This window comes from Novosphingobium resinovorum, assembly GCF_036352595.1.
Classification (GTDB): Bacteria; Pseudomonadota; Alphaproteobacteria; order Sphingomonadales; family Sphingomonadaceae; genus Novosphingobium; species Novosphingobium resinovorum_B.
This window is the reverse complement of record NZ_JAZFAX010000006.1, coordinates 107668-133312: the sequence shown is the minus strand read 5'-3', so window position 1 is coordinate 133312 and position 25645 is coordinate 107668. Positions and strand designations below refer to the sequence as shown.

Below are 25645 nucleotides of genomic sequence, written 5' to 3'. Positions count from 1 at the left end.
AGCTGAATTGTGCGGCCACCCCTCACCCCGCCGCCTGCGCAGTCACACGGCCCGTGCGCTCCAGCTTGCCCCAGCCCACGAACCACCCGGCGACGGCCGAGGCGATGGCGCGGATCACCACCCAGTACATGATCTGGCGATAGACCAGCCGCTGCGCCACCAGCAGATGCGCCGGATAGCGCGCCCGGCCGCCATCGAGATAATAGGCCACCCAGCCGCACAGCACGTCGATCGCGGTGAAGACGACCCAGTACGTCGCCATCATCCCCACGTCGCCGCTGGTCTGCGCCCAGCCGTGCGCCGAGACGCGCAGCGCGGTGCCGACGATCGAGAGCACCAGCGCCAGATCGATCAGCGGCGAGATCGCCGCGAAGCCGATCTGGAACAGCCACGCCTGCGGCAGTCCGACGAGGCCGAGGCCTGCAGGCTTGCGATCGCGGATCACGGCGCGGTGCTTCCACAGGCACTGCAGCGTGCCGAAGGCCCAGCGGAAGCGCTGCTTGGCCAGCGCGGTGAAGCTCTCGGGCGCCTCGGTCCAGGCCACCGCGCGCGGGTCGAAGGTGACGCGCCAGCCGCTGCGCTGGATGGCGATGGTGAGATCCTGATCCTCGGCCAGTGTGTCCTCCGGATAGCCGCCGACCGAATCGAGCGCCGCGCGCCGCCACGCGCCGACCGCGCCGGGCACTACCGTCATCGCGTCGAAGCCCGCCAGCGCCCGGCGTTCCAGGTTCTGCGCGGTGATGTATTCCACCGCCTGCCAGCGGGTGACGAGGTTCACCCGGTTGCCCACCCGCGCATCGCCTGCGACCGCGCCGATTTCCGGGTCGGCGAACCAGCGGGCGAGGCGGCGGATCGTCTCGGGCTCGAACTGGGTGTCGGCGTCGAGCGCGATGACCACTTCGCCCGTGGCCTGCAGCAGCGCGCGGTTCAAGGCGCTGGCCTTGCCGCCGTTCGCCAGCGTCAGCAGCGTCACGCGCGGATCGTCGCCGAAGACGGCGCGCACGATCTCGCTGGTGCCGTCCTTCGAGCCGTCGTCGGCCACGATCACCTGCAGCGCCGGGTAATCGCTCGCCAGCACCCGCGCCACCGAGGCGGCGATCACCCGCTCCTCGTTGTAGGCGGGGATGATGACCGAGACCGAGGGTTCATGGTGCGGCGGCTCGGCGCGCTTGCGGCGGCTCTGGAACCACGCGAGGCCCGCCATGATGACCGCGCGCGCCATGCCGAGCGAGATCGCGACGTAGAACAGCCAGGCCAGCGCGGCGGAGATCGCCATCAGCACCACGAAGGCGCCCACGTCCACCCGCACGGCGGCAAGGTCGGTGGAGGAGATAGCCGGCATCGCCCGCGCCTGCGGAATGCCCACGAGCTGCGACACCGTCACGAACTGATAGCCCTGCGCCTTGAGCGCCTTGATGATGCGCGGCAAGGCCGCCACCGTCTGCGACCGCTCGCCGCCGCCGTCGTGAAGCAGCACCACGTTGGTCGCGTTCTGCGGCGATGCGGTGTGGACCTGGCGCAGCACCTGATCGACGATCTCGTCCTCACCGGGGCGCTGCCAGTCGTTGGGGTCCACATGCAGGCCGACGATCGTGTAGCCCGCCTGCTGCGCGGCCAGCGCCGGGCCGAGTTCGTCGGGCGTGGTCGGCTCCGCATCGCCGAAATAGGGCGCGCGGAACAGCGTCATCGAACGGCCGGTATAAGCTTCGACCAGCCGCTGCGTGGCGTTGATCTGGAGGCGGGTCTGCTGCGGCCCGGCATTGGCGAGGTTGGGGTGGGTATACGTATGGTTCCCCAGTTCGCCCCCGTCGGCGATGATCCGCTTGAGCAGGCCCGGACTGCCGAGCGCGTTCTCGCCGATCACGAAGAAGGTGCCGGGGACGTGCTCGGCCTCCAGTTCCTTGAGAATCTTCGGCGTCCAGGTCGGGTCCGGGCCATCGTCGAAAGTCAGCGCGATGCGCTTGGGATCGGCCCCGCCCGAGCGGTTGACCACGAAGGGCGTGGGCAGGGCGCCGTACGTCTCGCCGCGGATCACGCCGCTGGCGTCGGTCTGTACCGAGCGCTGGCCATCGCGCGGGGTGGCGGTGATGCGCAGGATCTCGCCCGATCCCTCGATGTCGGCGCTGCTGAGCGCGCGCGGGGTGGAAAGGTCCGGGGTGCCGCCCTTGCGGAAGGCGGCAAGGTCGTCCCAGAAGCCCGAATCCTCGGTCCCCAGCCGCCACAGCGCCATGCCCTGGATGCCCAGCCGCCTGAGCGCGGCCATCTCGTTCCAGCTGGTCGCCGCGTCGAGCATCCAGATGGTGTGGTGGCGGGGCTTGTCGCCATCGTCATCGTCGTAGGCGAAGGCGGCGTTGCCGCTGGCGGGATCGAAGGTGATCTTCGCGCTGCTGTCATGCGCGGCGAGCCAGGCATCCTCGATCGCGAGCGCGTCGGTGTCGTCGCCATGCCAGTCGTAGGCGTAGCTGCCCAGCGCGACGACGATGCGATCGGGGCCGATCTTGTGCAGCGCGTCCTGCACTTCGTGGACGAACCAGTCCTGCGAGGCGATCGGGCCGGGGGTGCCGCCTTCCCAGTGCTGGTCGTAGGCCATGAAGATGACCTTGTCGCAGACCTTGGCGAAAGCGGCGAGCGGCCAGCCCTCGTCGCCTGCGGGTGCGGTCACGGCGAGCGAGGAACCCGCCGGCAGCGCCGCGTGCAGCGTGCGCAGGAAGGCGAGGTAATCGGGCATGGCGCGCGCGGGGAGCGCCTCGAAGTCCATCACCAGCCCCTGCTCATGGCGCTGCGCGACGACGGCGGCGAGCTGGCGGGCGAGCGCGGCGCGCTGGGCCGGATCGTGGATCAGCGCCGCCGTGCCCGCGCCGTCCCAGCTCTCGTTGCCGACGTTCTGGACCATCGGCAGCACCTTGAAGCGGTGCGGCTGGCCGGCGACGAGCCGCTCGAAGCGGGCATCGGGCTCGACGGTGACCTGGTGCTGCGGCCCGGCGACGTTGACCAGCGCCGGGACCACCCAGTCGAGGTCGTTGCCGTGGTGGACCAGCGAGAGGAAGCTGGCGTCGTTGCCCGGCAGGTAGAAGCCGATGCTGAGCGGCTTCTGCGCCCCCGGCGTGTGCAGGCGCGGCAGCCAGGCCTTGAGTTCGTGCTTCAGGCGCGAGCCGTGCAGCGTCGAGGGCTTGAGGCGCGGCGTCGGCAGTTCCAGCTCCTGCTGCGCGGGCACGGCGACGAGCGTGGTGGCGAAGGCCGCCGCTCCCAGCAGCACCGCCACCAGCAGCACGGCGAGGACACCGCGCGCCCAGCGGCTGCGGCGTCCGGTGGGGTCGTAGAAGATCGGCTTGCTCATGACGGTCCATGTCCGGCGAAAGGGAACTGGCCCGCGCAATAGGCCCGGCGCGATCTTCGCGACCTGATCGGCGCCTTAAATTTTCGTCATGTTGGCGCGCATCACCCCATCATCCCGGAGCGGAACCAGCGCCGCATCGCAGGCATGCGCCGAAGGTCGCAGCCGCAGACCTTGCAGCGGCACAGCTCCACGCCCGAGGGATCGACCAAGATCTTGCGCGAGGCGACGTGGCGCTCGTGGCGGCAATCGTCGAGAGTGCCGCTCATGAACGCAGGTCCAGTTCGGGCGCCGCCGCATGCAGCGCGCGCAAGGTGGTGGCGATCAGGCGCGGGGCATCGTGACCGAGGTAGTGGTCGCCGGTCAGGCCGATCACCCGCGCCCGGCCCTGCAATGCGGGGCACAGGCTGCCGTGCTCCTCCAGGCCGTAGACGCAGACCACCGGCGCCCAGTCGATCCGCCGCATGCCGAGCAGCGGCCAGGCGTCGGGCCGGCCGAGATAGGCCAGCCCCACCGGGTCGGCGCGGAAGTAGACGTCGTGCGCCGGCACCGTCAGGTCGATCGCGGCGACCCGCGCGCGCAAGTCGGCGGGCAGATCGGGCGCGGCGGTGGCGAGGATGTCGGCGCCGTAGGACTGGCCCATGAGCACGATCCGGCTCGCCCCGGTCCGCGCCAGCGCCAGCCGCACCGCGCCGGCGAGGACGGCGTCGGCCTGGTCCCGCGTACGATGCGCCGCGAACACCACCGGCGAGGCGACGCCGACGACGGGAATGCCCCGCGCCGCGACCGCCGCCGCCACCTTGTCGCCCATGCCGAAGCGAAAGCCCATGTCGCCCGACAGGAACACCGCCGCCACGCGCGGATGCGCCGCGGCCGAGGGAAAGATCACGATCGGCGCACTGCCCAGCAGACCCAGCACCGGCGCCGCCAGCGCGGCTAGGCCCAGCGTCACCGCCAGCAGCAGGCCGAGCGCGATGCCGTGCACGGCGGGAGGCTGGCGCCGCCTCATGCCGTCACCATCGCATCGGTGGCAACCGCGACCGGCGCGATCCGGCCCGCCGCCTCACCGGCTCCGCCGCCCCCGCCGATCAGGCGCGAGACGTCGTGCAGGCCCTGCAGCAGCCCGATCCCGTGCGGGCCGGCGACGTAGCGCGATTCCCAGCGCGGCGCGAACTTCTCCTTGTAGCCGCGCAGGCCGCGAAAGCCGTAGAAGCGCTCGCCATGGCGGAACACCAGCGCCGCCGCCTTGGCCCAGGCCGGCGCAAGGTGCCCGCCCTCGATCCCCGAAAGCGGCACCATGCCCAGCGTGAAGCGCCGGTATCCGCGCGCCTTGGCCCAGAGCAGCAGGTTGGTGAACAGGAAGTCCATCGTCCCGCGCGGCGCGTCCTCGCGGTGGCGCATGAGGTCCACCGAAGCCTCGGACAAGTCGTCGGTGCGCCACACGTTGGCGAAGGCGACGATGCGGTCCTCGACCATGACCAGCGCCATGTCGAAATTGCTCAGGTAATCGCGGTCGAAGGCGCCGAGGCTGAAGCCCTTTTCGCGCTGGCCCTTGGCCGCCATCCATTCGTCGGAGATCGCCTCCAGCTCGTCCAGGATCACCGGCACCGCCGCCGCCGGGACCACGCGCAGCCGCGCCCCGGCCCGCGCCGCCGTCCGCTCGGACTTGCGGATCGAGCGCAGCGGCGGGGTCTCCAGTTCGAAGGTCGTCAGATCGACCACCGCCTCCTCGCCGTACTTGACGATCTGCAGGCCCATGCCGATCGCAAGGTCCAGCATGGCCGCGGAAATCTCGTAGAGCACCAGCCGCCCCTGCTGGCGGTGCGACATGTCCCGGATCGTCCAGAGCAGTTCGCCCCATGATCCTTCCGCGCCCACCGGATCGCCCATCACCACCCAGCTGGTGCCCTTGACCTGGTACATCAGGAAAGCGTCCCGCGCCGCCGAGACGAGGAAGCGCTTGTCCCCGGTCAGCGCCAGCATCGCCTCGGTGCGCGGGCTGGTGGCCAGGATCGCGCGGATCGCCGGGCCGTCCTGCGTCGTCGCCCCCCGGTCGGCGCGCGCGGCGCCCGGCGCGAACAGCCGCCAGACCGCGAAGCCCGCCAGGAACACGCCGCAGGCCAGCGCCGCGCGCAAGTAGCGCGGGGCGTCGGCGCGCAGGGCGAACTTCCACCACAAGTCGTCGTCGTAGGGAACATGGCGATAGGCGAACAGGCCCGCCCACAGCGCCAGCCCGGTCGCCATCGCCACCGCCGCGACCCATCCGGCCGTCAGCGGCGTCTCGGTCAGCGCGGTGCGGCGGTAGAACGCGCCGCGCGTCAACTGCAGCAGCCCGGCAAGGGCGAGGCAGGCGATGGCTTCCTCATAGTCGATCCCCTTGGTCAGCGAGAACACCGCGCCCGCCACCAGCAGCAGCCGGGTCGCCAGGAAGGCCCCGTCGAGCCGCCGGTAGAGCCCCGGCGCCAGCAGCAGCAGCGCGGTGCCGACGAGGCTGGCGGCGATATGGCTCGCCTCGATGAAGGGCAGCGGCATCACGTCGGCCAGCAGGCCCATGCGCGCGTGGATCGCGGGCAGCGAGCCCGACAGCAGCAGCATCGCCCCGCCCAGGAAGGTGGAACTGGCCAGCAGCAGCGGCGAAAGGCCGGTGGCGACGCTCTGCACGCCGCCCACCAGCCGCGCCACGCGGCGGCTGCGCGTACCCTCGCGCCAGGCCAGCAGCAGCGCGGCCAGCGCCAGCGGCAGCAGGTAGTAGACCAGGCGATAGGCGATCAGTCCCGCGAACAGGTGCGCCCGGTCCCCCGGCGCGACCGCCAGTACCACCGCCTCGAACACGCCCAGCCCGCCCGGTACGTGCGTCACCAGCGCCACCACGATGCCCAGCGCGTAAGCAAGCACGAAGGCGGGCAGCTGCGCCGGATCGGCGCCGGGCAGCAGCACGAACAGCGCCGCCCCGGCGCAGGCGAGGTCGGTCACGCTGACGCCGACTTGCATGCCGATCTCGCGCAGCGAGGGCAACGGCAGGCGGAGGCCGCCAAGCGCCATCTGCCGCGCGCGGCCGACCGCGAAGGCGGCCGCGCCCAGCAGCGCCAGCATGGCGGCGCCGATGGCATGCGTCGTCCGGGCACCCAGAACCACGGCGCCGAAGTCCAGCCCGCCACGATGGACCAGCATCGCCGCGCCCGAGACCGCCAGCACCCCGGCCCAGAAATTGCCCGCCGCCAGCATGACCACCTTGGCGACGTCCGGCCCGTCGAGCCCGGCACCGACATAGATGCGATAGCGCGCCGACCCGCCGGTCAGCAGCGAGAGGCCGAGGTTGTGGCTCAGCGTATAGCTGGTGAACGAGGCCAGCGCCGCCGTGCGCCACGGCAGCGGCCGCCCGATCGTGCGCAGCGCGAGGTAATCGTAGAACGTCAGCGCCAGATAGCTCGCGGCGGTCAGCGCGAGGCTCAGCGCGATCTGGCCCGGGCTCAGCGCGTGGACGGCGGCGCGCACCTGCGAATAGCGGATCTCGTGCGTCAGTGCATTGAGCGCGGCGAAGCCCAGCGCGATCACCACGACGACCGCGCCGGCCTCGACCAGCCGCCGGTGCCGCGACAGCAGAGCGACCAGCGCGGTCATGCCGGCACCTGCGCGATCCGCGTCCACACTTGCGAGCGGCACAGCAGCCCGCCCAGCACGCAGCCGCTGATCTTCAGCTGCGTGGGCGAAAGCGGCTCGATCCGCGAATCGAAGCGGCGGCCCATGTCGGGGACGTAGACGGTGCCGCGCCAGACCCGGCCGGCGGGGCGGTAGTCCTGCAGCAGTTCGGTGCCGATCAGCGAGGCGATGCCGCTGCCCTGCGCGTCGGCCCGTGCCTTGGCGCTGGCCCATACCACGCGGCCGCACAGGCCGGGCCCGCAGGCCCCGGTGCGCACGGCGACGCTGCCGGAGGGATTGAGCCACACGCCCTCGGCCGGCGAGGGCGCCGCGCTCGCGCCGACCGGCACGGCCAGCGCGGCAAGGAGCGGGAGGAGCAAGGCGGTTCTCAGCATCATGCCGCCGCTTGTGGACCGGGCCGGATTGCGGGACGTTCGCCGCCACATGAACAATCGGCAATGGTCACCGGCCCCACCCGGCTCATCCGCCCAGCGAATAGGTAATCACGAAGCACGCCACCGTCAGCAGCGACATCGCCAGGATGAATGCGGCGTCCGCCACCCGCTCCAGCCCGTGCAGCCGGGTCGAGGACTGCACCCTGAGCGCGAAGTACGAACTCAGCGTCGCCAGCAGGAACAGCAGCGCGTCGATCGAGAGCAGGTCGTCGGCGATCGTCTCGTGCCCGCGCACCGATACCGCGACGCGCAGCAGGCCGATCCCGGTCATGCACACCCCCACCATGCCCGACGCGATCGGGCAGATCAGGCGGCAGGTCCGCTCATCAAGACCAGAAGTGTCGGTTTCCATGGGGTGCAGCCTTGTCGTGACGTCTGCAAGGTGCATACGATGTGCCCGCCCTCCCCCGGCTGGAGGGAACATGAGCGAAAGTTAATCCGCTCCCCACCGCGCGGACGGGCATCGGCCCCTACCAGCGGCAGGACCGGAACATGAGGAAGCCGCGTTGAGCCAGAAGATCCTGCTCGTCGAGGATGACGAGGCCACTGCCGAATTCATCGCCAAGGGCCTCGACGAGGCCGGCTTCACCGTCGATCGCGCCGCCAACGGGCGCGACGGCCTGTTCCTGGCGACCGACGGCGGCTATGCCTGCATCGTGCTCGACCGCATGCTGCCGGGGCTGGACGGCATGGCGGTGCTGGCGGCGCTGCGCGGGGCCGGGCTGGACACCCCGGTCATCATCCTCTCCGCGCTCGGCTCGCCCGAGGACCGCATCAAGGGACTGACCAGCGGCTGCGACGACTATCTGGTCAAGCCCTTCACTTTCGCCGAACTGCTCGCCCGCATCCGCCTGCTGATCCGCCGCAGCGCGCCCGCCGCCGCCGCCGAGACCGTGCTGCGCTGCGACGACCTCGAGATGGACCTCCTCGCCCGCCGCGTGCGCCGGGGCGAGCGGGCGATCGAGCTGCAGCCGCGCGAATTCCGCCTGCTCGAATTCCTGCTGCGCCATGCCGACCAGGTCGTCACGCGCACGATGCTGCTCGAAGGCGTGTGGGACTACCACTTCGATCCCGGCACCAACGTCGTCGACGTCCACCTCAGCCGCCTGCGCAAGAAGATCGACGAGGGCGAGGCGCGCCGCCTGCTTCATACCGTGCGCGGCGCCGGCTATCGCATCGGCGCGGAACCGTGAAGATCTGGCATTCGACGACGTTCCGCTTCGCCGCGCTCGTCTTCCTGTTCCAGATCGTCGCGGCGGCGGTGCTGCTGCTCGGCCCGGCGCTGCTGCTGCGCTCGCAGAACCACGCCGATGCCGTCGCGGTGGCCGAGACGCTGCGCGACGACCTGCTCGATGCTTATGCCGATGGCGGCACCAGCGCCCTCGCCCACGCCGTCGATGCCCGCGCCTCGCGCCGGATCGAGCGCGCGACGGTGCTGCTGCTGGCCCGCGCCGACGGCACCCCCGTCACCGGCGACCTCGACCGCATGCCGCCGGGCCTCGCGCCGGGGGCGCCTTACGCCCTGCTCAAGTTCGCCCGGCCCGGCCATGCCGCACCCGAGGCGATGCTGCTGCAGGCGGTACGCCTGCGCGACGGATCGCTGCTGGTGACGGGCACGGTGGTCGAAAGCGAGCGGCAGGTGCTGGCCCTGCTCGAACGCAACGCGATGATCGCGCTGGCGCTCTCGGTGGTCTTCGCCGCCTTTGCCGCCTATGTCTCGACGCGGCTGATCCTCAACCGGCTGCGCGCCAGCATCGCCACCTTGCGCGACGTGCGCGAAGGCCGCCTCTCGCGCCGCGTGCCCGCCGACGACACCGGCGACGCCTTCGCCCTGCTGGGCAGCGAGGTGAACCAGGCGCTCGACCGCATGGCCGGCCTCAACGCCGAGCTGAAGATCGCCACCGACGCGCTGGCGCACGACCTCAAGTCCCCCCTCACCCGCATGCGCGCCGCGCTCGACCGGGCGGCGCAGGCGGTGGAAGACCCCCAGGCCCAGCCCTACGTCGACCAGGCCCTGACCGAAAGCGAACGGCTCATGGCGATCGTCGAGACCGCGCTTTCGATCACCCGCGCCGAAGCCGGCATGGGCCGCGAGAGCTTCGCGGAAAGCGACCTTTCCGAACTGCTGGAGACGGTGGCGGAAATCTATTCGCCGCTGGTCGAGGACCAGGGCCGCGCCGTGGTCGTGAATGCCCCCGCCGCGCTGCACATGCGCGTCCATCGCCAGTTGCTCGACCAGGCACTGGGCAACCTGCTCGACAATACACTGAAGTACGGCGCCGGCACCATCACCCTCACGGCAGTTCCCGATGCCGACGGTGCGGCGATCACCGTCGCCGACGAGGGGCCCGGCATCGCCCCCGAACGCCGCGAACAGGCGCTGCGCCGGTTCAGCCGTCTCGACGAGGCGCGCGGCGGCTGGGGCGCCGGGCTGGGCCTTTCGCTGGTGCAGGCGGTGGCGCACCTCCACGGCGGCACCGTCGAACTGCGCGACGCGGCGCCGGGACTGGCAGTGCGGATCAGGCTGGTCGAGGGCTAGGAAACGGCCACCGGCCCGCTCAGGCGGAGTAGGTCGAAGCCCCATGCGGCACGGCCCGCGCTCAATCCTCCAGGAACAGCTCTGCGGCGGCGTCGATGATGGCGTCGGCATCGAGGCGGTAGGTCCGGTAAAGGTCGTAGAGGTCGCCGGTCTGCCCGAAGCGGTCGGTGCCGAGCGGGCTGACCCGCATGCCCTTGACCCCGCCCAGCCACGACAGCGCCCCCGGCGACCCGTCGAGCACCGTCACCAGCCCCGCCCCCGGCGCCAGCGCGCCCAGCAAGGTCTCCGCATGGCTCGGCGCCTGCTTCTGCCCGTTCCAGCGCGCCGCCCGCCGCGCCGACCAGCCCCGATGGAGCAGGTCCGGCGAAGTCACGTTGAGCAGGCCGATACCCGGCAGGTCTTCCGCCAGTTGCTCCCACGCCGCCAGCGCCTCGGGCGCGACGACGCCGGAGAAGGCGATCGCCGCCTGCGCGTCCGGACCCGGCTGCTTCAGCCAATAGCCGCCCTTGAGTGCATCGGCCTGCCAGTCGTCGTCCTCGCGCTCCACCTGCGGGATCGCGCGGGTGGAGAGGCGCAGGTAGACCGAGCCGCCGTCCTCGCGCTGCATGTGGTCGAACGACCAGCCCATGATGAGCGCCAGTTCGTCGGCGAAGGCCGGGTCGAAGGCGGTCAGTCCCGGCTGGCCCATGCCGATCAGCGGCGTATTGATCGACTGGTGCGCGCCGCCCTCCGCCGCCAGCGTCAGGCCCGAGGGCGTGCCCACCAGCAGGAAGCGCGAGTCCTGGTAGCAACCATAGTTCAGCGCATCGAGCCCGCGCGAGATGAACGGATCGTAGACCGTCCCCACCGGCAGCAGCCGCGTGCCGAAGTGCGGCCCGGCCAGCCCCAGCGAGGCGAGCATGATGAAGAAGTTGTTCTCGGCGATGCCCAGTTCGATGTGCTGGCCCGCCCCGTGCGCCGACCACTTCTGCGCCGAGGGGATCTTCGCCTTCTGGAACACGTCGGCCAGTTCCTGCCGCCGGAACAGCCCACGCTGGTTGACGAAGCCGCCGAGGTTGGTGGTCTGCGTCACGTCGGGCGCGGTGGTGACGATGCGGTCGGCCAGTTCCTCACCCGACTTGGCGATGTCAAGCAGGATGCGCCCGAAGGCCGCCTGCGTCGATTGCTCCGCGCCTTCGGGCGCCGGCAGCGCGGGCACGGCAACCATCGGCGCCAGGGGCTCGGCGGGCTTGCGGGCGATCGGGCTGGTCTTGACGAAGGCGTCGAGCGCGGCGGCGGCATTGTCGCCAAGCCCCCCCCAGGGTTCCCACTCCTGCCCTTCCGGCACGCCCATCAGGCTGCGGAACTGCTCCATCTGGGGCGGGTTCATCATGCCCGAATGGTTGTCCTTGTGCCCCGCCAGCGGCAGCCCGTGGCCCTTGACGGTGTAGGCGATGAACAGCGTCGGCCGGTCGTCGTCGCAGGCATCGAAGGCGTCGATCAGGCTTTCGATGCAGTGGCCGCCAAGGTTCGTCATCAGCGCCGCCAGCGCATCGTCGTCGTAGCTGTCCAGCAGCTTGCGCACTTGCGCCTTGCCGCCGATGTCGGCCATCAGCCGCGCCCGCCACGCCGCGCCGCCCTGATAGGTCAGCACCGCGAAGTCGGCGTTGGGGCACTGGTCGATCCATTCCTCGATCGCCTTGCCGCCGGGCTTTGCGAAAGCCTCGCGCTGCAGCTTGCCGTACTTGAGCGTGACGACGCGCCAGCCGCAGGTCTCGAAGATGTCGTCGAAGCGGCGGAACATGCGGTCGGCCGTCGTGCTGTCGAGCGACTGGCGATTGTAGTCCACCACCCACCAGCAGTTGCGCAAGTCGTGCTTGTAGCCTTCGATGAGGCATTCGTAGATGTTGCCCTCGTCGAGTTCGGCATCGCCCATTAGCGCGATCATCCGGCCCGCGTCTTCCTCGCGGACCTGCCCATGCGCGACGAGGTAGTCCTGCACGAGGCTGGAGAACGCCGTCACCGCGACGCCGAGGCCGACCGAGCCGGTCGAGAAGTCCACGGGGATCGTGTCCTTGGTGCGCGAGGGATAGCTCTGCACGCCGCCGAGGCCGCGAAAGCGCTCCAGCTTCTCGCGCGTCTGCTCGCCCAGCAGATAGTGGATGGCGTGGAGCACCGGCCCCGCGTGGGGCTTCACCGCCACCTTGTCCTGCGGCCGCAGCGCATGGAAGTAGAGCGCGGACATGATCGCCGTCATCGAGGCGCAGCTGGCCTGATGCCCGCCGACCTTCAGGCCATCGCGCTTGGGGCGCAGGTGGTTGGCGTTGTGGATCGTCCATGCCGAAAGCCACAGCAGCCGCTTCTCCAGTGCCTCCAGCGTCGCGACAAGGTCGGCGCGGGTCTGGGTGATCGTGTCGGCCATCTGCTCATGCTCCCTGAATGGCGCTCGAGCACCATCGCGGAAGGATACGCTCGGCGGGCTGCGCATGTCCTTGCGTGTTCGGCCTCTCTACGCGTATCCATTGGCAGAACCTGCCGATAATTCCACAATGGACGCCATAATCATGCCATCACCGCTGGACTCGATTGACCGCCGGATTCTCGACGAGCTGCAGTCGGACGGGCGCATCACCAATCAGGAACTGTCGGAGCGGGTCGGCCTGTCCCCCTCCCCCTGCCTGCGCCGGCTCAAGCAGCTGGAAGGCGAAGGCGTGATCACCCGCTACGTCGCGCTGGTCGATCCCGAGACGGTAGGTCTTGGCGTCACCGCCTTCGTCCGCGTGCGGCTCGACCAGCAGGACGACCGCCACCTCGAAGCCTTCGAGACCGCGATCATGCAGTTTCCCGAGGTGATGGAATGCTACCTGATGACCGGGGAGGCGGACTATCAGTTGCGGCTGCTGGTGCCTTCGCTGGGCACTTTCGAGGATTTCCTGCGCACCAAGCTGACCCGGATCGAGGGAGTCTCGCAAGTCACCACCAGCTTTGCACTAAGGCCGGTGGTGTACCGGACGAAAATCCCGGTGTGATGGTGCCGGGCTGCACCTGCTAATCCGCAACATTTGCTCCCCACTCATCGTCATTGCGAGCTTAGCGAAGCAATCCAGAGCGGCTCAAGACTGCCCTGGATTGCTTCGCTAAGCTCGCAATGACGAATGGTGTGGCAATTGATCACGGCGTCGGCGACGCGCCCGGCGTGACCGATGATCTCGGTGCGGTTGACGCCGTCCCGCTCGGCTCCACGCGCAATCCCTGCCCGTCGAGCGTGACGTCGAGCGGTACTCCGTCCAGCTTCGTGCTGAGCACCGCCTGCCCGTTCTCGATACGGATGCGGTTGTCGTCGCCCACCGGGATATCCCCCAGATCGGGCACGTCGAGCGGCTGCACCGGACCGTCCGGATCGGCCGCCTTGCGCGGCGGCGGCGCTGGCTTCTCGCCCAGCGCCTCGCTCATGAAATCGCGCCAGATGCGGGCGGGGACCGTCCCGCCGGAAACCCCCTTGAGCGGCGTGTTGTCATCCTTGCCGACCCAGACGCCGACGACGAGATCGCCCGAATAGCCCACGAACAGCGCGTCGCGGTTCTCCTGGCTGGTACCGGTCTTGCCGAAGTTGGGCCCGCGCAGCATCGCGGCGCGGCCGGTCCCGCGATTGATCGTCGCGCGCAGCATGCCTTCGATCGCCTCGTGATCGCGCGAAGAGAACGAGCGCTTGCCGTCCAGCAGCCAGTCGAACCAACCCGCCTCGGGCACCGGAAACGCGCGCGGCTCAACCGGGAAGCTGTTCGCCGCGACCCCGGCATAGGCGGACGTCAGTTCCAGCAGCGTCATCGTCGCGGTGCCCAGTGCAAGGCTGGGATCGCCCTTCGGCAAGGGCGAAGTCACCCCCAGCCGCCGCGCCATGTCGATCACCGCCTCGTCGCCGACCCGGTTGAACAGGCGCACTGCCGCGACGTTGCTCGACCGAGCGAAGGCGTCCTCCAGCGTGATCGTCGGCGAATAGGCACCCCCGGCGTTCTGCGGACGGTAGGCACCGCTATCGATCGGCGTGTTCGGCACCGTGTCCTCGGGGCTCATCCCCGACTTCAGGGCGGCAAGGTACACGAACAGCTTGAAGGTGGAGCCCGGCTGGCGCCGCGCCTGGGTGACGCGGTTGAACGGGCTCTGGGCATAGTCGCGCCCGCCCACCATGGCGACCACTTCGCCATTGCGGCGCATCGCCACCAGCGCCACCTGGCTTCCCGCCCCCACTTGCCGCGTGGCCCGGTGCGCCGCCGCCTGGAGACGCGAATCGAGCGTGGTGCGATAGGTCTGCCCGGCATAGCCGGCCGCCTGGATCTGGCGCGCCTGGGGAAGCGCCCAGTCGGCGAAATAGGTGCCGGTGGGAAGCTCCGCGCGATTGCGCACGTCCAGCCTTGGATTCGGGACGGCCCTGGCCGCCTGCGGCGTCATGTACCCGGCGTCGGCCATCGCCTGCAGCACCAGCCGCATCCGCTTTTGCGAAGCCGCAAGATTGTTGGTCGGGGCCAGCCGCGAAGGCGCCTTCATCAGCCCCGCCAGCAGCGCTGCCTGCCCCTCGGTCAGCTTTTCGGGCTGGCGATGGAAGTAGTGCATCGCGGCGGCGCGGATGCCGTATGTATTGTCGCCGAAGTAGGCGTTCGAAAGATAGCGCTCGAGGATCTCGTCCTTGGTCAGCCAGGCTTCCAGCCAGAAGGCGATCAGCACCTCCCGCGCCTTGCGGGTCATGCTGCGTTCGGAACTGAGGAAGGTGAACTTGGCGAGCTGTTGCGTGATCGTGGACCCGCCTTGCGTACTGCCGCCGGTCAGGTTGCTTACGGCGGCGCGGGCGATGCCACGCGGATCGACGCCCCAGTGCGAATAGAACCGCCGGTCCTCGATGGCAAGGAAGGCCTGGGGAACGTAGGCCGGCAGATCCTTCACCGTGACCGGCTTGTCGATCACCGCGCCGTTACGCGCGATCGGGGTGCCATCGGCCGCCAGCAGCGTGATTTCGGGCGGAGCGATCGGCTGGAGCGACTTGGAGAGCGGGGCCGTCACCGCCAGGTAGCCGATGGTCAGCACGAACAGCGCCAGCAGCGCCGAGGTCGTGCGCACGATCCGCTGCCGCCACGTCCAGCGGTGCCAGGGCAATCGCCTCCATGCCCAGCGCCATGCCCGTCCCGCATGGCCGCGCACCCCTCTCGCACCGGCGATCGGGGTCTCGACGAGCACGTTGTCCAGTTCAGGCTCGCCGGGGTCTGCGGCTATGTGGCGGGAAAGCTCCATTGACCCATGCATCTAGCCGATTCTCGGACCGAACGCATCCGCACATTCGACGAAGGTCGCCCATAGCCCGACCCGCGACGAAGCGTTCAGTGATGATCGGCGTAGGGCATGATGATGGTCCCGTCGGGCGCGGCGGTAAATGTCGTCTGGGTCGGATAGGGGATCGATATCCCCTCCTGCGCGAAACGCTTCATGATCGCGACCAGCAGGCGATCGCGCAGCGGATGCGCAACGGCCCAGTCCCTGCCCGGCACATCGACCAGCAGCGAGAAGTCGAGCGAACTGGCACCGAAGGTCTCGAACCCTGCCCTCGCGGCCTTTCCACCTTCCGCCTCGACGAGTTCGGTCAGGATCGCGGGAATACGCGCCAACGTCTCGGGCGGGGTCTCGTAGGCGACGCCGATGGTGAACGGCAGGCGGATGTGATCGCGCCCGCTGACGTTCAGGATTTCCTTGTCCAGCAAGTTCTTGTTGGCGATGATCCGCAATTCGCCGGTATAGGCACGGATGCGCGTGGACTTCAGGCCGATAGCCTCGATCGTCCCCGAACTGGTCCCGAAGCTGATCTGGTCACCCTTGCTGAAAGGGCGGTCGAAGATGATCGCCAGCGCCGCGAAAAGATCCGCGAAGATGCCTTGCGCGGCCAGGCCGATAGCGATGCCGCCGACGCCGAGACCGGCGACGAGCCCGGTCACGTTGACGCCCAGGTTGTCGAGCAGGACGACCGTAGCCACCGCGAAGACGGCCACACTCACCAGCAGGCGGATCAGGCCCATCGCATTGATGATCGCCTCACCCCGGAAATGCTCGGCGGAAGTCTTGTGCTCGATCGCGCCCAGGATGAACTCGCGCGCCCAAATCGCGCCCTGCATGACCGCCGCCAGGGTGAACAGGAAGGTCACCAGCTTGTCGAGGATCGGCGGCGTCTGCGCATAGCCATCGACCGCCCGGATCGCGACCATGATGATGAAATAGTTGGTGGTCTTGTTCGCTATGCGCCCAACGATGGTCAGCCAGTCACCGCGCCCACGCTCCTCCCGGCACAAACGCGCGCCCAGCCGCCGCAGGGCATAGAGCGCAGAAACGATCGCCACCGCTATGGCCACGGCGATGATGATCTGCAGCCAGTAGGCCTGGAACCACGCGAGGGTCGAGTTCAGGAGATCGCGCAGTTGCGTCTGCACGTCGGGCAGCGGGTGCTTCGCCGGGGTGGCGGCCGTGGGGAGAGTCTTGCTGGCGCTCATCGCGTGCTCATGATCCTGCGTCTGTGATGCCGGCTGCGTGACGGTGCGACCCATGCCGGCAGGAAAATGACGCTCGCCCGGCTCGGCCAGGCGAAGCATCGGCGCGGGCAAGGGCAACGGCCCGGCGTCCGGTTTGTTCCCGTATCGGCGCCGGCGCGCAGGGTCAAATGTTGCGCGTCCGCAAAATATACCATAGGGGGGTATGGGTATGGGACATTTGAACAGCGATAATCGTGCACTCGTCATGCGCGTACGCCGGATGGTCGGCCAGTTGCAGGCGGTGGAACGCGCGCTCGACGAGGGCGAGGACTGTGCGAAGGTACTGCTGCAGGCCGCCGCCGTTCGCGGAGCAGTCAACGGCTTCATCGACGAACTGATCGAGGATCACTTGCGCACCCACGTCGCCGCCCCCGACCTCTCCGATGCCGAGCGCGAGGAAGGCCTGCAGGCCGTGATCGCCGCCATCCGCCGTTACGCGAAATAGAAAGCACGATACCGATGGCATCCCTGCCTCACTCCTTCGCCCAAGCCGGCACCCATCACCATGATTTCCTCAGCGCGTCGCACGATGCCAACGCCCGGCGCACGCGTTGGGTGGTGGTGCTCACGGCGGTGATGATGGTGGGAGAGATCGCCGCCGGCTACGCCACCGGATCGATGGCGCTGCTCGCCGACGGCTTCCACATGGCCACCCATGCCGGAGCGCTGGGGGTCGCCGCGCTCGCCTATGCCTACGCGCGGCGCCACAGCCGCAATCCCGCCTTCAGCTTCGGCACCGGCAAAGTCGGCGATCTCGCCGGTTTCGCCTCTGCGCTGGTGCTTGCGCTGTTCGCGATCGGCATCGGCGTGGAATCGGTGGAGCGCCTGCTCGATCCCGGCGTGGTGGCCTTCGGCGAGGCCACGTTCGTCGCGGTGATCGGCCTTGCGGTGAACGTGGTCAGCGCCCTGCTGCTTTCCGGCGACGGGCACCATCATGGTCATCACCACGGCCATGACCACCATCACGGCCATGCCGGACATCATGGGCATGGCGACAACAACTTGCGCTCGGCCTACCTTCACGTCCTCGCGGACGCCCTCACCTCGGTCATGGCGATCGCCGCGCTGCTGGCCGGGCGCTATCTCGGCTGGACCTGGCTCGATCCGTTGATAGGCGTGATCGGCGCGGTCGTCATCGCGCGGTGGTCATGGTCGCTGATGAAGGACACCGCCGCCGTCCTGCTCGACCGCACGGACGAGCATATCGCCGAGGAAGTGCGCGAGGCGATCGAGGGGCCGGGCGACGCGCGCATCACCGACCTGCACGTCTGGCGCATCGGCCCTGACGCCCATGCCGCGATCATCGCCGCCGCCACATCGCGCGACCAGACCGAACTGCGCGAACGCCTCGCCCCCGTCCACGAACTGCGCCACGTCTCGATCGAGCGACACTGACGCCGGGCCGGACGGACTCTAGTCAGCCGTCCAACCCCCGTCCACGATCATGCTGGTTCCGGTCATCAGGGCCGAGGCGTCGCCGGCCAGGAACAGTACCGTTCCCATCAGATCCTCGACGGTGCCCAGGCGGCCCAGCTTGATCTTGGCCAGCACGCTGGCGCGAAACGTCTCGTCCTCGAAATAGGGCCGCGTCAACGGCGTCTCGATGAAGGTCGGGGCGATCGTGTTCGAACGGATGCCATGCGGTGCAAGATCCAGCGCCATGGCCTTGCTCATGCCCTCCAGCGCCCATTTCGACGCGCAGTAGAGCGAGCGATTGGGCCCGCCGACGTGGCCCATCTGCGAGCCCATGTGGATCAGGCTGCCGCGTTCGCTGGCCGCCATCATCGCCTTCGCGCAGGCCCGGGCCACGAAGAACGCGCTCTTGACGTTGAGGTCGAGCACGGCATCGTAATCCTCGACCGTCACGTCCCACATCGGCTTGGGTCGATTGGTCCCGGCATTGTTGACCAGCACATGAAAGGCATCGCGCCCCGCGAAGAAGGCGTCGACCGCATCGAGATCGGAAACGTCGAGCGTCGCCGCTTCCGCCCGTCCTCCTTGCGCGACGATCTCGGCGGCGGCGGCCTCGATCTCACCGGCGGTGCGCGCCACCAGGGTCACGGCCGCACCCGCCTCCGCCAGAGCCGCGGCGGCGGCGAGGCCGATCCCCCTTCCCGCCCCGGTCACCAGGGCGCGTCGCCCATCGAGGCGCAGGCTGGGTGTCTTGGGCAACATCAGGGTCATCGATCACGTCCTCATCGGCGGATAGGACGGTTCCCATAGCAGGAACCGCCCTCCAGGTGTCCATTCTGCTCCGGCTTGCCGGCTCAGGCCAGGGTCAGTTCGGTCGGCTCGGCCTGACCGGCATAAGGAACATTGCGGCCGCCAAACCGGCGCACGCGGATGTTGGCCTGCTCGCCATGGCCGGCAAAGCCCTCCAGCGCGCAAAGGCGGCTGCAGTACTCGCCGATCAGGGCGGAGGCCTCGTCGGTGGTGACGCGCTGGTACGTGCAGGTCTTGATGAACTTGCCGACCCACAGGCCGCCGGTATAGCGCGCCGCCTTCTTGGTCGGCAGCGTGTGATTGGTGCCGATCACCTTGTCGCCGAAGCTGACATTGGTGCGGTTGCCCAGGAACAGCGCGCCGTAGTTGGTCATGTTGTTCAGGAAATAATCGGGGTCGGCGGTCATCACCTGTACGTGCTCGGAGGCGATCTCGTCGGCCACCCGGACCATCTCCTCGTAGCTTTCGCAGACGATGACCTCGCCGAAGGTCTCCCATGCCTTGCGCGCGTAATCGGCGGTTGGCAGGATCTCCAGGAGCCTGTCCACCCACCGCATGGTTTCGCGCGCCAGCGCCTCGGAATTGGTGATGAGCACCGCCGGGCTGTCCGGGCCATGCTCGGCCTGGCCAAGCAGGTCGGTCGCCGCCAGTTCACCGTCGCAGCCGATCTCGTCGGCGATGATGAGCGTCTCGGTCGGCCCGGCGAACAGGTCGATGCCGACGCGGCCGTAGAGCTGGCGCTTGGCTTCGGCCACGAAGGCGTTGCCCGGACCGACGAGAATGTCGACCGGATCGATCGTCTCGGTCCCCAGCGCCATTGCCCCGACCGCCTGGATGCCGCCGAGCGCGTAGATCGCATCGGCACCGGCCATTGCCTGCGCCGCCACGATCGCCCGCGCCGGCTGTCCCTGGAACGGCGGCGCGCAAGTGATGACCCGCTTCACGCCCGCGACCTTGGCGGTGATGACGCTCATGTGGGCGGACGCCAGCAGCGGATACTTGCCGCCCGGCACGTAGCACCCGGCCGAGTTGAGCGGCAGGTTCCGATGCCCGAGCACGACGCCCGGCAGCGTCTCCACCTCCACGTCCTTCATGCTGTCGCGCTGGATCTGCGCGAAATTGCGAACTTGCGTTTGCGCAAATTCGATATCCTTGCGCTCCTGGGGCGAGAGGCTTTCGACGCATGCATCGATTTCGGCCTGGCTGAGGCGATAGTCCTCGCGGTCCCAGCCGTCGAACCGGTTGCTCATCTCGCGCACGGCGACGTCGCCGCGCGCCTCGATGTCCGCCAGCGCAGCCTCCACGATATCACGCACCTTGCGATCCGCATCGGCCTTCGCCTCGGCCGTAGCGCCGCGCTTCAGATAGATTGCCATTTGTCCTGCTCCTGCTCGCACGAGCCCGATCAGACTCGGCCCGTTCGACTCATTGCATACATATTCAAACATGATCGTTCAATATGCAAATATAAGACGCATATGTCCCGCATACTAAGCTGATAACGTTATGAGTACATATGCAAATGGCGTGCCGAACCCGAGCCTCTCGCATTGCCCCCCGCCCCGCCGACGGGTATGCGCAGAGCATGGAAATCGATAACGAACCGGTCACCTCGCTGGACGTCGCGCGCGAAGCGGGTGTCTCGCAATCGGCCGTCTCACGCGCATTCACGCCCGGCGCCAGCATTGCCGCCGACAAGCGCGAACGGATCATCGCTGCCGCAGAGAAGCTCGGCTACCGCCCAAACCCCCTAGCCCGATCCCTGATGCGCGGAAGGTCCAACATCGTCGGGGTGGGCGTGGGCGATCTCGCCAACCCCTTCTTCGTCCAGACGCTGCAGCTGCTGGCCGACGCACTCGACCGGGCCGGGCTGCGGTTGATGCTGTTTCCCGCTCATGCGGGATCGGGCAGTGGCCCCGAGCCCTCGATCCACGAGATCCTGCATTACCGGATCGACGCGCTCGTGCTGCTGTCGGTCAGCCCGACCTCGGACCTGACGGAGCAATGCCGCCGTGCCCAGGTGCCCGTCATCCACTTCAATCGCACGACCCCGGCGCACGATGCCTCCAGCGTCGTCGGCGACAACGAGAGCGGCGCCCGTGCGATCGCAGCGCACCTTCTCGCCGGAGACCACCGGAGACTGGCCTTCCTGGCCGGCACGCCCGATTCCTCGACCAATGCCGAACGCGAAGCCGGCTTCGCGCAATACCTCGCGGAGCAAGGCGCCCCCCCTGCCCTCCAAGAGTGCGGCGAATATGCGTTCGAGCCCAGCATGGCGGCAACCCGGCGCCTGCTGCTGCGCAAGGATCGGCCCGATGCGATCTTCTGCGCGAACGACACCATGGCACTCGCCGCGATCACCGTCGCTCGTCACGAATTCGGCCTCGACGTCGGCCGCGAGATTTCGATCGCCGGGTACGACGACGTGCCCATGGCGGGTTGGCCCGGCTTCGCCCTGACCAGTTATTCCCAGCCCGCCCTGCGGATGGTGGAGGAAACACTGCGCCTGATCCTCGCCCTTCGCGCCGAGCCGGGGCGCCACGAACAGGTGATCTGCCCCGGCGCACTCATCGTCAGAGGCAGCACGCGTCCGGTCGGACTGGCCGTCAGACCGTAAGACATCGCAGTGTACAAGCAGTTGTATGGCTAATCACAGTTAGATATACTTTCTGGCGAAAACCCATCTGTTTCGTGGCCTTTCACGCATGAATGACGACGAGTTTCCTGTCGATGGCGCCTCCCGGCAGGTTGAGGCGGTCACCATGTTTCTGCTCGGCCGGCTTGACGGAGCGCTGCGCTACTGCCCGCAGCCCGTGCAGCGCATTTTTGCGGGGCGGATGCTGCGCCGGGCCATGATCGCCGCGCTGCGACAAGAAGGACACGCGTTCACGGACGCGCGCTTCCAGACCTGGTTCGCCGGACTTTCGACGCTCTCCGATCCCCCCGCACGGCATGCCCGGTCGCCACGCGCGGTCTGCGAGGCCATCCTGGCGGAAATGTCGCACGGTACCTGGCCCCTGCTCGCCGACATTGCCGCGCGCATCAGACCCGCGCTGCGGGCTCCCCTGGACCTCGATGCCGATCGCGCGCGTCAGGATGCGCTCGACGTGACGGCGCAGGCCCGCTCGATCATCGAGCGATGCATGAATTCAGGGATCGCCTCCCCCTTGGACGCCCTGAGGACGTTGCACGGGGAGATCGCGTCAAGCCCGCTGTTCGCTCCCTCCGCACAAGCACCCGCGCTGCTCAAGGTCGGGCAGCGGCAAGTGAACCTCGAGCGCCCTTCCGCTTGCTCCCCGCGCTGGGCGCTCGAGATGCTTTTCGGCGAATGGCTGAGAGCGCAGGACGTCCTTCCCTGCGCGCTGCCGCTCCCCGATATTGTCCGCCTCGACACTCTGGGAACCAACGCGCCCGATGCCGCCCGCGCGCTTCGCGCCGCTGCGCTCGAAAGCGCCTTGCGTGATCTGCTGACCTGCCTTGGCGAAAGCGCACGCAGCGAGTCACAGTGCCGCAGCATTCTGGAACACCGCAGCACATCGCGCGCACCGGCGGCGTTCGAACTGCTTGCCGGCTTCGGAGCGATGCGATCGTCACAGATCGAGACGATGCTGGGCGCATCACGTCTGGGCGTGCGTGGCATGCTTGCCTCGTTGCAGGACAGCGGGTTGGTCGTACGGCTGAAGATATCCGGCGCCTACATGTTCGACGCCCCACATATCTCCACCGAAGCTGGTCCGGTCCATCGCGACGAGGAGCAGCCTGCGTTTTCATCTGCGGCGCTCGATGAATACGCGGCATCGTTGTCGGCGCTCGACCGCCTTCTGGGTATCGAAGACAGCGCCTAGCCCCGGGACTGCTGGCCTCTGCGGCAACAAAACTCCGATTTTCGATGCCGGATGGCGATTTTTGGTTCGCCGCAAACACCCCTTACAGCGGCAAATCGATCATCGAACGACCCGAAGGCCCTTTCAGAGCCAGAGGCGCTCCACGGGCCTCGCAGGGGGAAATCAAGCACTCACCCCGATTTTGGGGGTTGGCGGCGCATGAATTGGCCCTATCCCTAAAGGGGTGCAGAAAGATTCCGGCGTGCGGCCTGGCCGATGGAATGCGGCAGGACCGCAATGCATGTTCCATCGGCCGAAGACGGCGGCAGCGTGAACTAATCGGCGAGCAGCTTGCGGATTTCCGCCAGCACTTCATCGAGCCCCGCACCGGACTTGGGAAGGATCCGCAGGCTCAGGCCATTGCGCGGCGAGCGAGTGTAACGGAGCATGGGCTTGCCGTTCTTCGCCGCAACCACCACTTCGCCGCCCGCCGCCCGGGTCTTGGCGACCGTCGCCCCCACGAGGCGCTTGGCGACTTCCGGTCCGCTCAGACGCAGGCCGAGGCCGTCGCGTTCGGTGCGGATGCTGCGCCCCTCCTCCAGCATCAGCCCCAGTGCGCGCGGATCGCCCGACAGCGGCTTGAGGTCACGCGCCACGCGCACGGTGATATCGTGCGTGTCGGCGAAGACGTCGATGAGGTCGGCCGGCAGGCGCGCCACGTCGAGAAGGCGGCTGAGCCAGGAGCGGGAAATCTTGAGATGCTCGGCCATCTCACTCTGCGAGCCGTCGTAGAATTCGTCGAGTGCGCGCATGTACTCGTTGGCGCGCTCCCAGTCCGAGATGTCCTTGCGCGAGCGGTTCTCGATGTCCGAGACACGGAACGCCTCCTCATCGGAGACATGCTGAATGGTGACCAGGTACTCATATTCAGGATGGTGATGCGCGCGCAGCCACTGGACCGTCCACCAGCGCCGGACGCCCGCGATGATCTCGTAGTCATGGTCGGGATCGTTGTGCAGCTTGCGGACGATCGCCGGGATGCGCTGCTTCTTCGCTGATAGAAAAGCGTCGATCAGGTCACGGCAGGTCTCTTCGTCGAGGTGGTCCAGATCGCGGTTGTGGAGCCGCCAGGGGCGACAGCGGGCAGGGTCCACCCACTCGGTACGATCGGTGACGACCTTGCCGGATGCCAGCCGGGCAAGGGTCTGGCTCCGGCTCGCCATGATGCTTTCGGACGGCGCCGAGCTGTCCAGTTCCGCATCTTCCAGCCCTTCGGTGAGGCTGCTTCCGAAGCCGCGATTGCCCTTGCTCATAGTTCCATCTTCCTTCTGGCGGCGGCACTTGCGGCGACGAGTTGCCACGTGGCAACAAGTCCGAAAGCCCACCTCTCATGCCTATTCCGCAACCACCGGAAACTCGGCAAACATAAATTCAAGCTTATGAAATAACGCGATTTTTTAACGTGTTGCCACGTGGCAACCGCTCTCAATCGACATCCTTGGCCCGGCTCGCCCAGGTGCGCAGGATGTCCTGCTCGATGTCATGGCAAACGTCGTTGAGGAAGCGTACGCAGCGGTTGTGCACCTCATGCGAGGTGACCGGGCGGTCTAGCTCGAACACCGTCTTCATGCGCGAGCTGGCATTGTCGATCTCGGCGCTGACCTTGAGTACCGAACCGATCATAGAGCCGCCGAAGACCTGCCGCATCATCGACAGGATCTCGCGATGCATCGACTTGCTGTCATCGACCCTGCTGGCGACGAGGCGGATGAAATTGTAGGCTGGCTTGATCCGGCCGCCGAGCTGTTCGAGCTGCTTCATCGTGGTGCGCGCCATATCGATGAAGGACACGGTCGAGGCGAAATCGATCACGCTGGGCGGTGCGGGGATGACCATCGCATTGGCAGCCTGGAGCACCGCCATCGATACCATTCCCAGGGCCGGCGGCGGATCCATGACGACGATGTCGTAGTCGTCCACCACTTCGTCGATGGCCTGGGCGATGATGTCGATGATGTCGAAGCTCTGGTTCTGGGCAAGGTAGCCGGCGATCTCGTACTCGAGGTTATAGAGCTTGAGGTTGGCCGGAATCAGGTCGAGCCCGTGGAAGTGCGTCTTGCGAATGATCGACCGTACCCCGAGAAGTTCGGGATTGTGGAAGTGCCCATACAGAGTGTCATCCTCGCCGAGATCGACGTCGGGCCGATAACCGAACATCATCGTCGAACTGGCCTGGCTGTCGCAGTCGATGAACAATACCCGGTAGCCCCTGATCGCGAAGTGCTGGGCAAGGTGCAGTGCGAGCGTGGACTTGCCGACGCCGCCCTTGAAGTTCGACACGGACAGGATCGCCGGGGTGTCGTCCGGTGCTCTCCAGGGACGCGTGCCGAACACCGCGCGCATGTGGTCGAGCTCCTGCAGGGAGTATTGCACGCGGTGCCCCGATGCGGTGCGATCGCGTTCGGGGAGACGCCCATCGCGTTCGGCCTCGCGGATCGCCGAGGCGGTCCGGCCAACGAGCGAGGCCGCCTTGGAAATGGCGAAGGACGGACCGACCTTGTGGCCCGTTTCCGGATCGAGTGCCCCATCGCGAATGCGCTTGAGGATGGTGAGGGCCTTGCGATGGAGCAGACCGAGGCTGTCTTCGAGCAGTTCGTCACCAGTGACGTCTGCGGAGGCTTCGCGAGGATGAGTGGCCATATCTACCGTCTTGTGGGTTTGAGCCCACACATTACCCGCGTTGGAAGTTTCGAGCAACGATCGTCCATCAGCGTTACAAACAGGCCGATGATCTCCGAGCCATTTGGTCCGAACGCGAGGCTGGGCCTGAACCGATTCGCTCCGCTGCAACGAATCGCACCGATGATCTCGGTGCCGTTTGCGCGGTCCGAAGCATATTCGCCACGCTTCGCGGAGTTATCCCCATGCCCCGATTCGCGGTTTTCCGCCATTACCGATGATCTCGGTGCAGGCCGATGATTAACGTGCGCTTGGCCGATGATCTCGGAGCCGTTCGGACCGATGATCTCGGAGCGCAAACCTATTACAAGAATCCCTAATCAAATCCGATTCGCGAATCGCCGTTT

Annotated in this window: 20 protein-coding genes; 7 read left to right on the top strand and 13 right to left on the bottom strand. The window is 67.9% G+C overall.

The window, feature by feature from the left end; all coding sequences use genetic code 11:
* Positions 1 to 22: 22 nt before the first annotated feature.
* The 6 genes from V2S85_RS08190 to V2S85_RS08165 form a co-directional block, all read right to left on the bottom strand.
* The gene (locus tag V2S85_RS08190; RefSeq protein ID WP_330702373.1) at positions 23 to 3337 is read right to left on the bottom strand and encodes a glycosyltransferase; all 3315 of its coding nucleotides are present in this window, start codon (positions 3335 to 3337) and stop codon (positions 23 to 25) included.
* 101 nt (positions 3338 to 3438) lie between these two features.
* Entirely contained in the window at positions 3439 to 3603 is a 165-nt protein-coding gene (locus V2S85_RS08185) for a hypothetical protein (protein ID WP_330702372.1), read from the bottom strand.
* Positions 3600 to 4343, bottom strand: coding sequence for an AcvB/VirJ family lysyl-phosphatidylglycerol hydrolase (locus V2S85_RS08180; RefSeq protein WP_330702371.1), 744 nt, complete (start codon positions 4341 to 4343; stop codon positions 3600 to 3602). The genes V2S85_RS08185 and V2S85_RS08180 overlap by 4 nt, the downstream gene beginning before the upstream one ends.
* The gene (mprF, locus tag V2S85_RS08175) at positions 4340 to 6955 is read right to left on the bottom strand and encodes a bifunctional lysylphosphatidylglycerol flippase/synthetase MprF (protein ID WP_330702370.1); all 2616 of its coding nucleotides are present in this window, start codon (positions 6953 to 6955) and stop codon (positions 4340 to 4342) included. The genes V2S85_RS08180 and mprF overlap by 4 nt, the downstream gene beginning before the upstream one ends.
* A complete protein-coding gene (locus tag V2S85_RS08170; protein ID WP_330702449.1) occupies positions 6952 to 7368 on the bottom strand; it encodes a DUF2147 domain-containing protein in 417 nt (138 codons plus the stop codon). Before V2S85_RS08170 ends, mprF begins: the two co-directional genes overlap by 4 nt.
* Before the next feature lie 85 nt (positions 7369 to 7453).
* Positions 7454 to 7780, bottom strand: coding sequence for a hypothetical protein (locus tag V2S85_RS08165; protein ID WP_330702369.1), 327 nt, complete (start codon positions 7778 to 7780; stop codon positions 7454 to 7456).
* Between the two features lie 154 nt (positions 7781 to 7934).
* Between V2S85_RS08165 and V2S85_RS08160 the strand changes: the two genes are divergently transcribed.
* Both V2S85_RS08160 and V2S85_RS08155 read left to right on the top strand, forming a co-directional pair.
* Positions 7935 to 8621 (top strand): response regulator transcription factor, encoded by a 687-nt coding sequence (locus V2S85_RS08160; protein ID WP_330702368.1) that lies wholly within the window; start codon positions 7935 to 7937, stop codon positions 8619 to 8621.
* A complete protein-coding gene (locus V2S85_RS08155) occupies positions 8618 to 9967 on the top strand; it encodes a HAMP domain-containing sensor histidine kinase (protein ID WP_330702367.1) in 1350 nt (449 codons plus the stop codon). The genes V2S85_RS08160 and V2S85_RS08155 overlap by 4 nt, the downstream gene beginning before the upstream one ends.
* Before the next feature lie 61 nt (positions 9968 to 10028).
* On the opposite strand, the gene V2S85_RS08150 is transcribed toward V2S85_RS08155, so the two are convergent.
* Positions 10029 to 12368, bottom strand: coding sequence for a transketolase (locus tag V2S85_RS08150; RefSeq protein WP_330702366.1), 2340 nt, complete (start codon positions 12366 to 12368; stop codon positions 10029 to 10031).
* Positions 12369 to 12510: 142 nt separating this feature from the next.
* On the opposite strand from V2S85_RS08150, the gene V2S85_RS08145 reads away from it, so the two are divergent.
* Complete coding sequence (locus V2S85_RS08145) at positions 12511 to 12975, top strand: Lrp/AsnC family transcriptional regulator (RefSeq protein ID WP_330702365.1); 465 nt, start codon at positions 12511 to 12513, stop codon at positions 12973 to 12975.
* Positions 12976 to 13117: 142 nt separating this feature from the next.
* On the opposite strand, the gene V2S85_RS08140 is transcribed toward V2S85_RS08145, so the two are convergent.
* Together V2S85_RS08140 and V2S85_RS08135 are read right to left on the bottom strand one after the other, a co-directional pair.
* Positions 13118 to 15229: a transglycosylase domain-containing protein gene (locus V2S85_RS08140; RefSeq protein WP_330702364.1), complete on the bottom strand. Its 2112-nt coding sequence runs from the start codon at positions 15227 to 15229 to the stop codon at positions 13118 to 13120.
* An 86-nt stretch (positions 15230 to 15315) separates the two neighbouring features.
* Positions 15316 to 16473: a mechanosensitive ion channel family protein gene (locus V2S85_RS08135; RefSeq protein ID WP_330702363.1), complete on the bottom strand. Its 1158-nt coding sequence runs from the start codon at positions 16471 to 16473 to the stop codon at positions 15316 to 15318.
* A gap of 208 nt (positions 16474 to 16681) precedes the next feature.
* Here V2S85_RS08135 and V2S85_RS08130 point away from each other — a divergent pair, with 208 nt between their 5' ends.
* Positions 16682 to 16957, top strand: a complete 276-nt coding sequence (locus V2S85_RS08130) for a metal/formaldehyde-sensitive transcriptional repressor (protein ID WP_330702362.1) — start codon at positions 16682 to 16684, stop codon at positions 16955 to 16957.
* Positions 16958 to 16971: 14 nt separating this feature from the next.
* On the top strand, positions 16972 to 17907 hold the full coding sequence (gene dmeF, locus V2S85_RS08125) for a CDF family Co(II)/Ni(II) efflux transporter DmeF (RefSeq protein ID WP_330702361.1): 936 nt from the start codon (positions 16972 to 16974) through the stop codon (positions 17905 to 17907).
* 18 nt (positions 17908 to 17925) lie between these two features.
* On the opposite strand, the gene V2S85_RS08120 is transcribed toward dmeF, so the two are convergent.
* Entirely contained in the window at positions 17926 to 18690 is a 765-nt protein-coding gene (locus tag V2S85_RS08120; RefSeq protein WP_419198178.1) for an SDR family NAD(P)-dependent oxidoreductase, read from the bottom strand.
* 89 nt (positions 18691 to 18779) lie between these two features.
* Complete coding sequence (gene hisD / locus V2S85_RS08115) at positions 18780 to 20111, bottom strand: histidinol dehydrogenase (RefSeq protein WP_330702359.1); 1332 nt, start codon at positions 20109 to 20111, stop codon at positions 18780 to 18782.
* Between the two features lie 209 nt (positions 20112 to 20320).
* Between hisD and V2S85_RS08110 the strand changes: the two genes are divergently transcribed.
* Both V2S85_RS08110 and V2S85_RS08105 read left to right on the top strand, forming a co-directional pair.
* Entirely contained in the window at positions 20321 to 21352 is a 1032-nt protein-coding gene (locus V2S85_RS08110; RefSeq protein ID WP_330702358.1) for a LacI family DNA-binding transcriptional regulator, read from the top strand.
* Positions 21353 to 21440: 88 nt separating this feature from the next.
* On the top strand, positions 21441 to 22580 hold the full coding sequence (locus tag V2S85_RS08105; protein WP_330702357.1) for a hypothetical protein: 1140 nt from the start codon (positions 21441 to 21443) through the stop codon (positions 22578 to 22580).
* 314 nt (positions 22581 to 22894) lie between these two features.
* On the opposite strand, the gene V2S85_RS08100 is transcribed toward V2S85_RS08105, so the two are convergent.
* Entirely contained in the window at positions 22895 to 23872 is a 978-nt protein-coding gene (locus V2S85_RS08100; protein WP_330702356.1) for a ParB/RepB/Spo0J family partition protein, read from the bottom strand.
* Between the two features lie 172 nt (positions 23873 to 24044).
* On the bottom strand, positions 24045 to 25259 hold the full coding sequence (locus tag V2S85_RS08095; protein ID WP_330702355.1) for an AAA family ATPase: 1215 nt from the start codon (positions 25257 to 25259) through the stop codon (positions 24045 to 24047).
* Between the last annotated feature and the right edge of the window lie 386 nt (positions 25260 to 25645).

Excerpts from the sequence above, each read along its gene's own strand:
- mprF (WP_330702370.1), bottom strand. The coding sequence starts at position 6,955 with ATGACCGCGCTGGTCGCTCTGCTGTCGCGGCACCGGCGGCTGGTCGAG.
- V2S85_RS08165 (WP_330702369.1), bottom strand. The coding sequence starts at position 7,780 with ATGGAAACCGACACTTCTGGTCTTGATGAGCGGACCTGCCGCCTGATC.
- V2S85_RS08180 (WP_330702371.1), bottom strand. The coding sequence starts at position 4,343 with ATGAGGCGGCGCCAGCCTCCCGCCGTGCACGGCATCGCGCTCGGCCTG.
- V2S85_RS08100 (WP_330702356.1), bottom strand. The coding sequence starts at position 23,872 with ATGAGCAAGGGCAATCGCGGCTTCGGAAGCAGCCTCACCGAAGGGCTG.
- V2S85_RS08190 (WP_330702373.1), bottom strand. The coding sequence starts at position 3,337 with ATGAGCAAGCCGATCTTCTACGACCCCACCGGACGCCGCAGCCGCTGG.
- V2S85_RS08135 (WP_330702363.1), bottom strand. The coding sequence starts at position 16,473 with ATGAGCGCCAGCAAGACTCTCCCCACGGCCGCCACCCCGGCGAAGCAC.
- dmeF (WP_330702361.1), top strand. The coding sequence starts at position 16,972 with ATGGCATCCCTGCCTCACTCCTTCGCCCAAGCCGGCACCCATCACCAT.
- V2S85_RS08105 (WP_330702357.1), top strand. The coding sequence starts at position 21,441 with ATGAATGACGACGAGTTTCCTGTCGATGGCGCCTCCCGGCAGGTTGAG.
- V2S85_RS08095 (WP_330702355.1), bottom strand. The coding sequence starts at position 25,259 with ATGGCCACTCATCCTCGCGAAGCCTCCGCAGACGTCACTGGTGACGAA.
- V2S85_RS08145 (WP_330702365.1), top strand. The coding sequence starts at position 12,511 with ATGCCATCACCGCTGGACTCGATTGACCGCCGGATTCTCGACGAGCTG.
- V2S85_RS08170 (WP_330702449.1), bottom strand. The coding sequence starts at position 7,368 with ATGCTGAGAACCGCCTTGCTCCTCCCGCTCCTTGCCGCGCTGGCCGTG.
- V2S85_RS08185 (WP_330702372.1), bottom strand. The coding sequence starts at position 3,603 with ATGAGCGGCACTCTCGACGATTGCCGCCACGAGCGCCACGTCGCCTCG.
- V2S85_RS08130 (WP_330702362.1), top strand. The coding sequence starts at position 16,682 with ATGGGACATTTGAACAGCGATAATCGTGCACTCGTCATGCGCGTACGC.
- V2S85_RS08150 (WP_330702366.1), bottom strand. The coding sequence starts at position 12,368 with ATGGCCGACACGATCACCCAGACCCGCGCCGACCTTGTCGCGACGCTG.
- hisD (WP_330702359.1), bottom strand. The coding sequence starts at position 20,111 with ATGGCAATCTATCTGAAGCGCGGCGCTACGGCCGAGGCGAAGGCCGAT.
- V2S85_RS08140 (WP_330702364.1), bottom strand. The coding sequence starts at position 15,229 with ATGGAGCTTTCCCGCCACATAGCCGCAGACCCCGGCGAGCCTGAACTG.
- V2S85_RS08110 (WP_330702358.1), top strand. The coding sequence starts at position 20,321 with ATGGAAATCGATAACGAACCGGTCACCTCGCTGGACGTCGCGCGCGAA.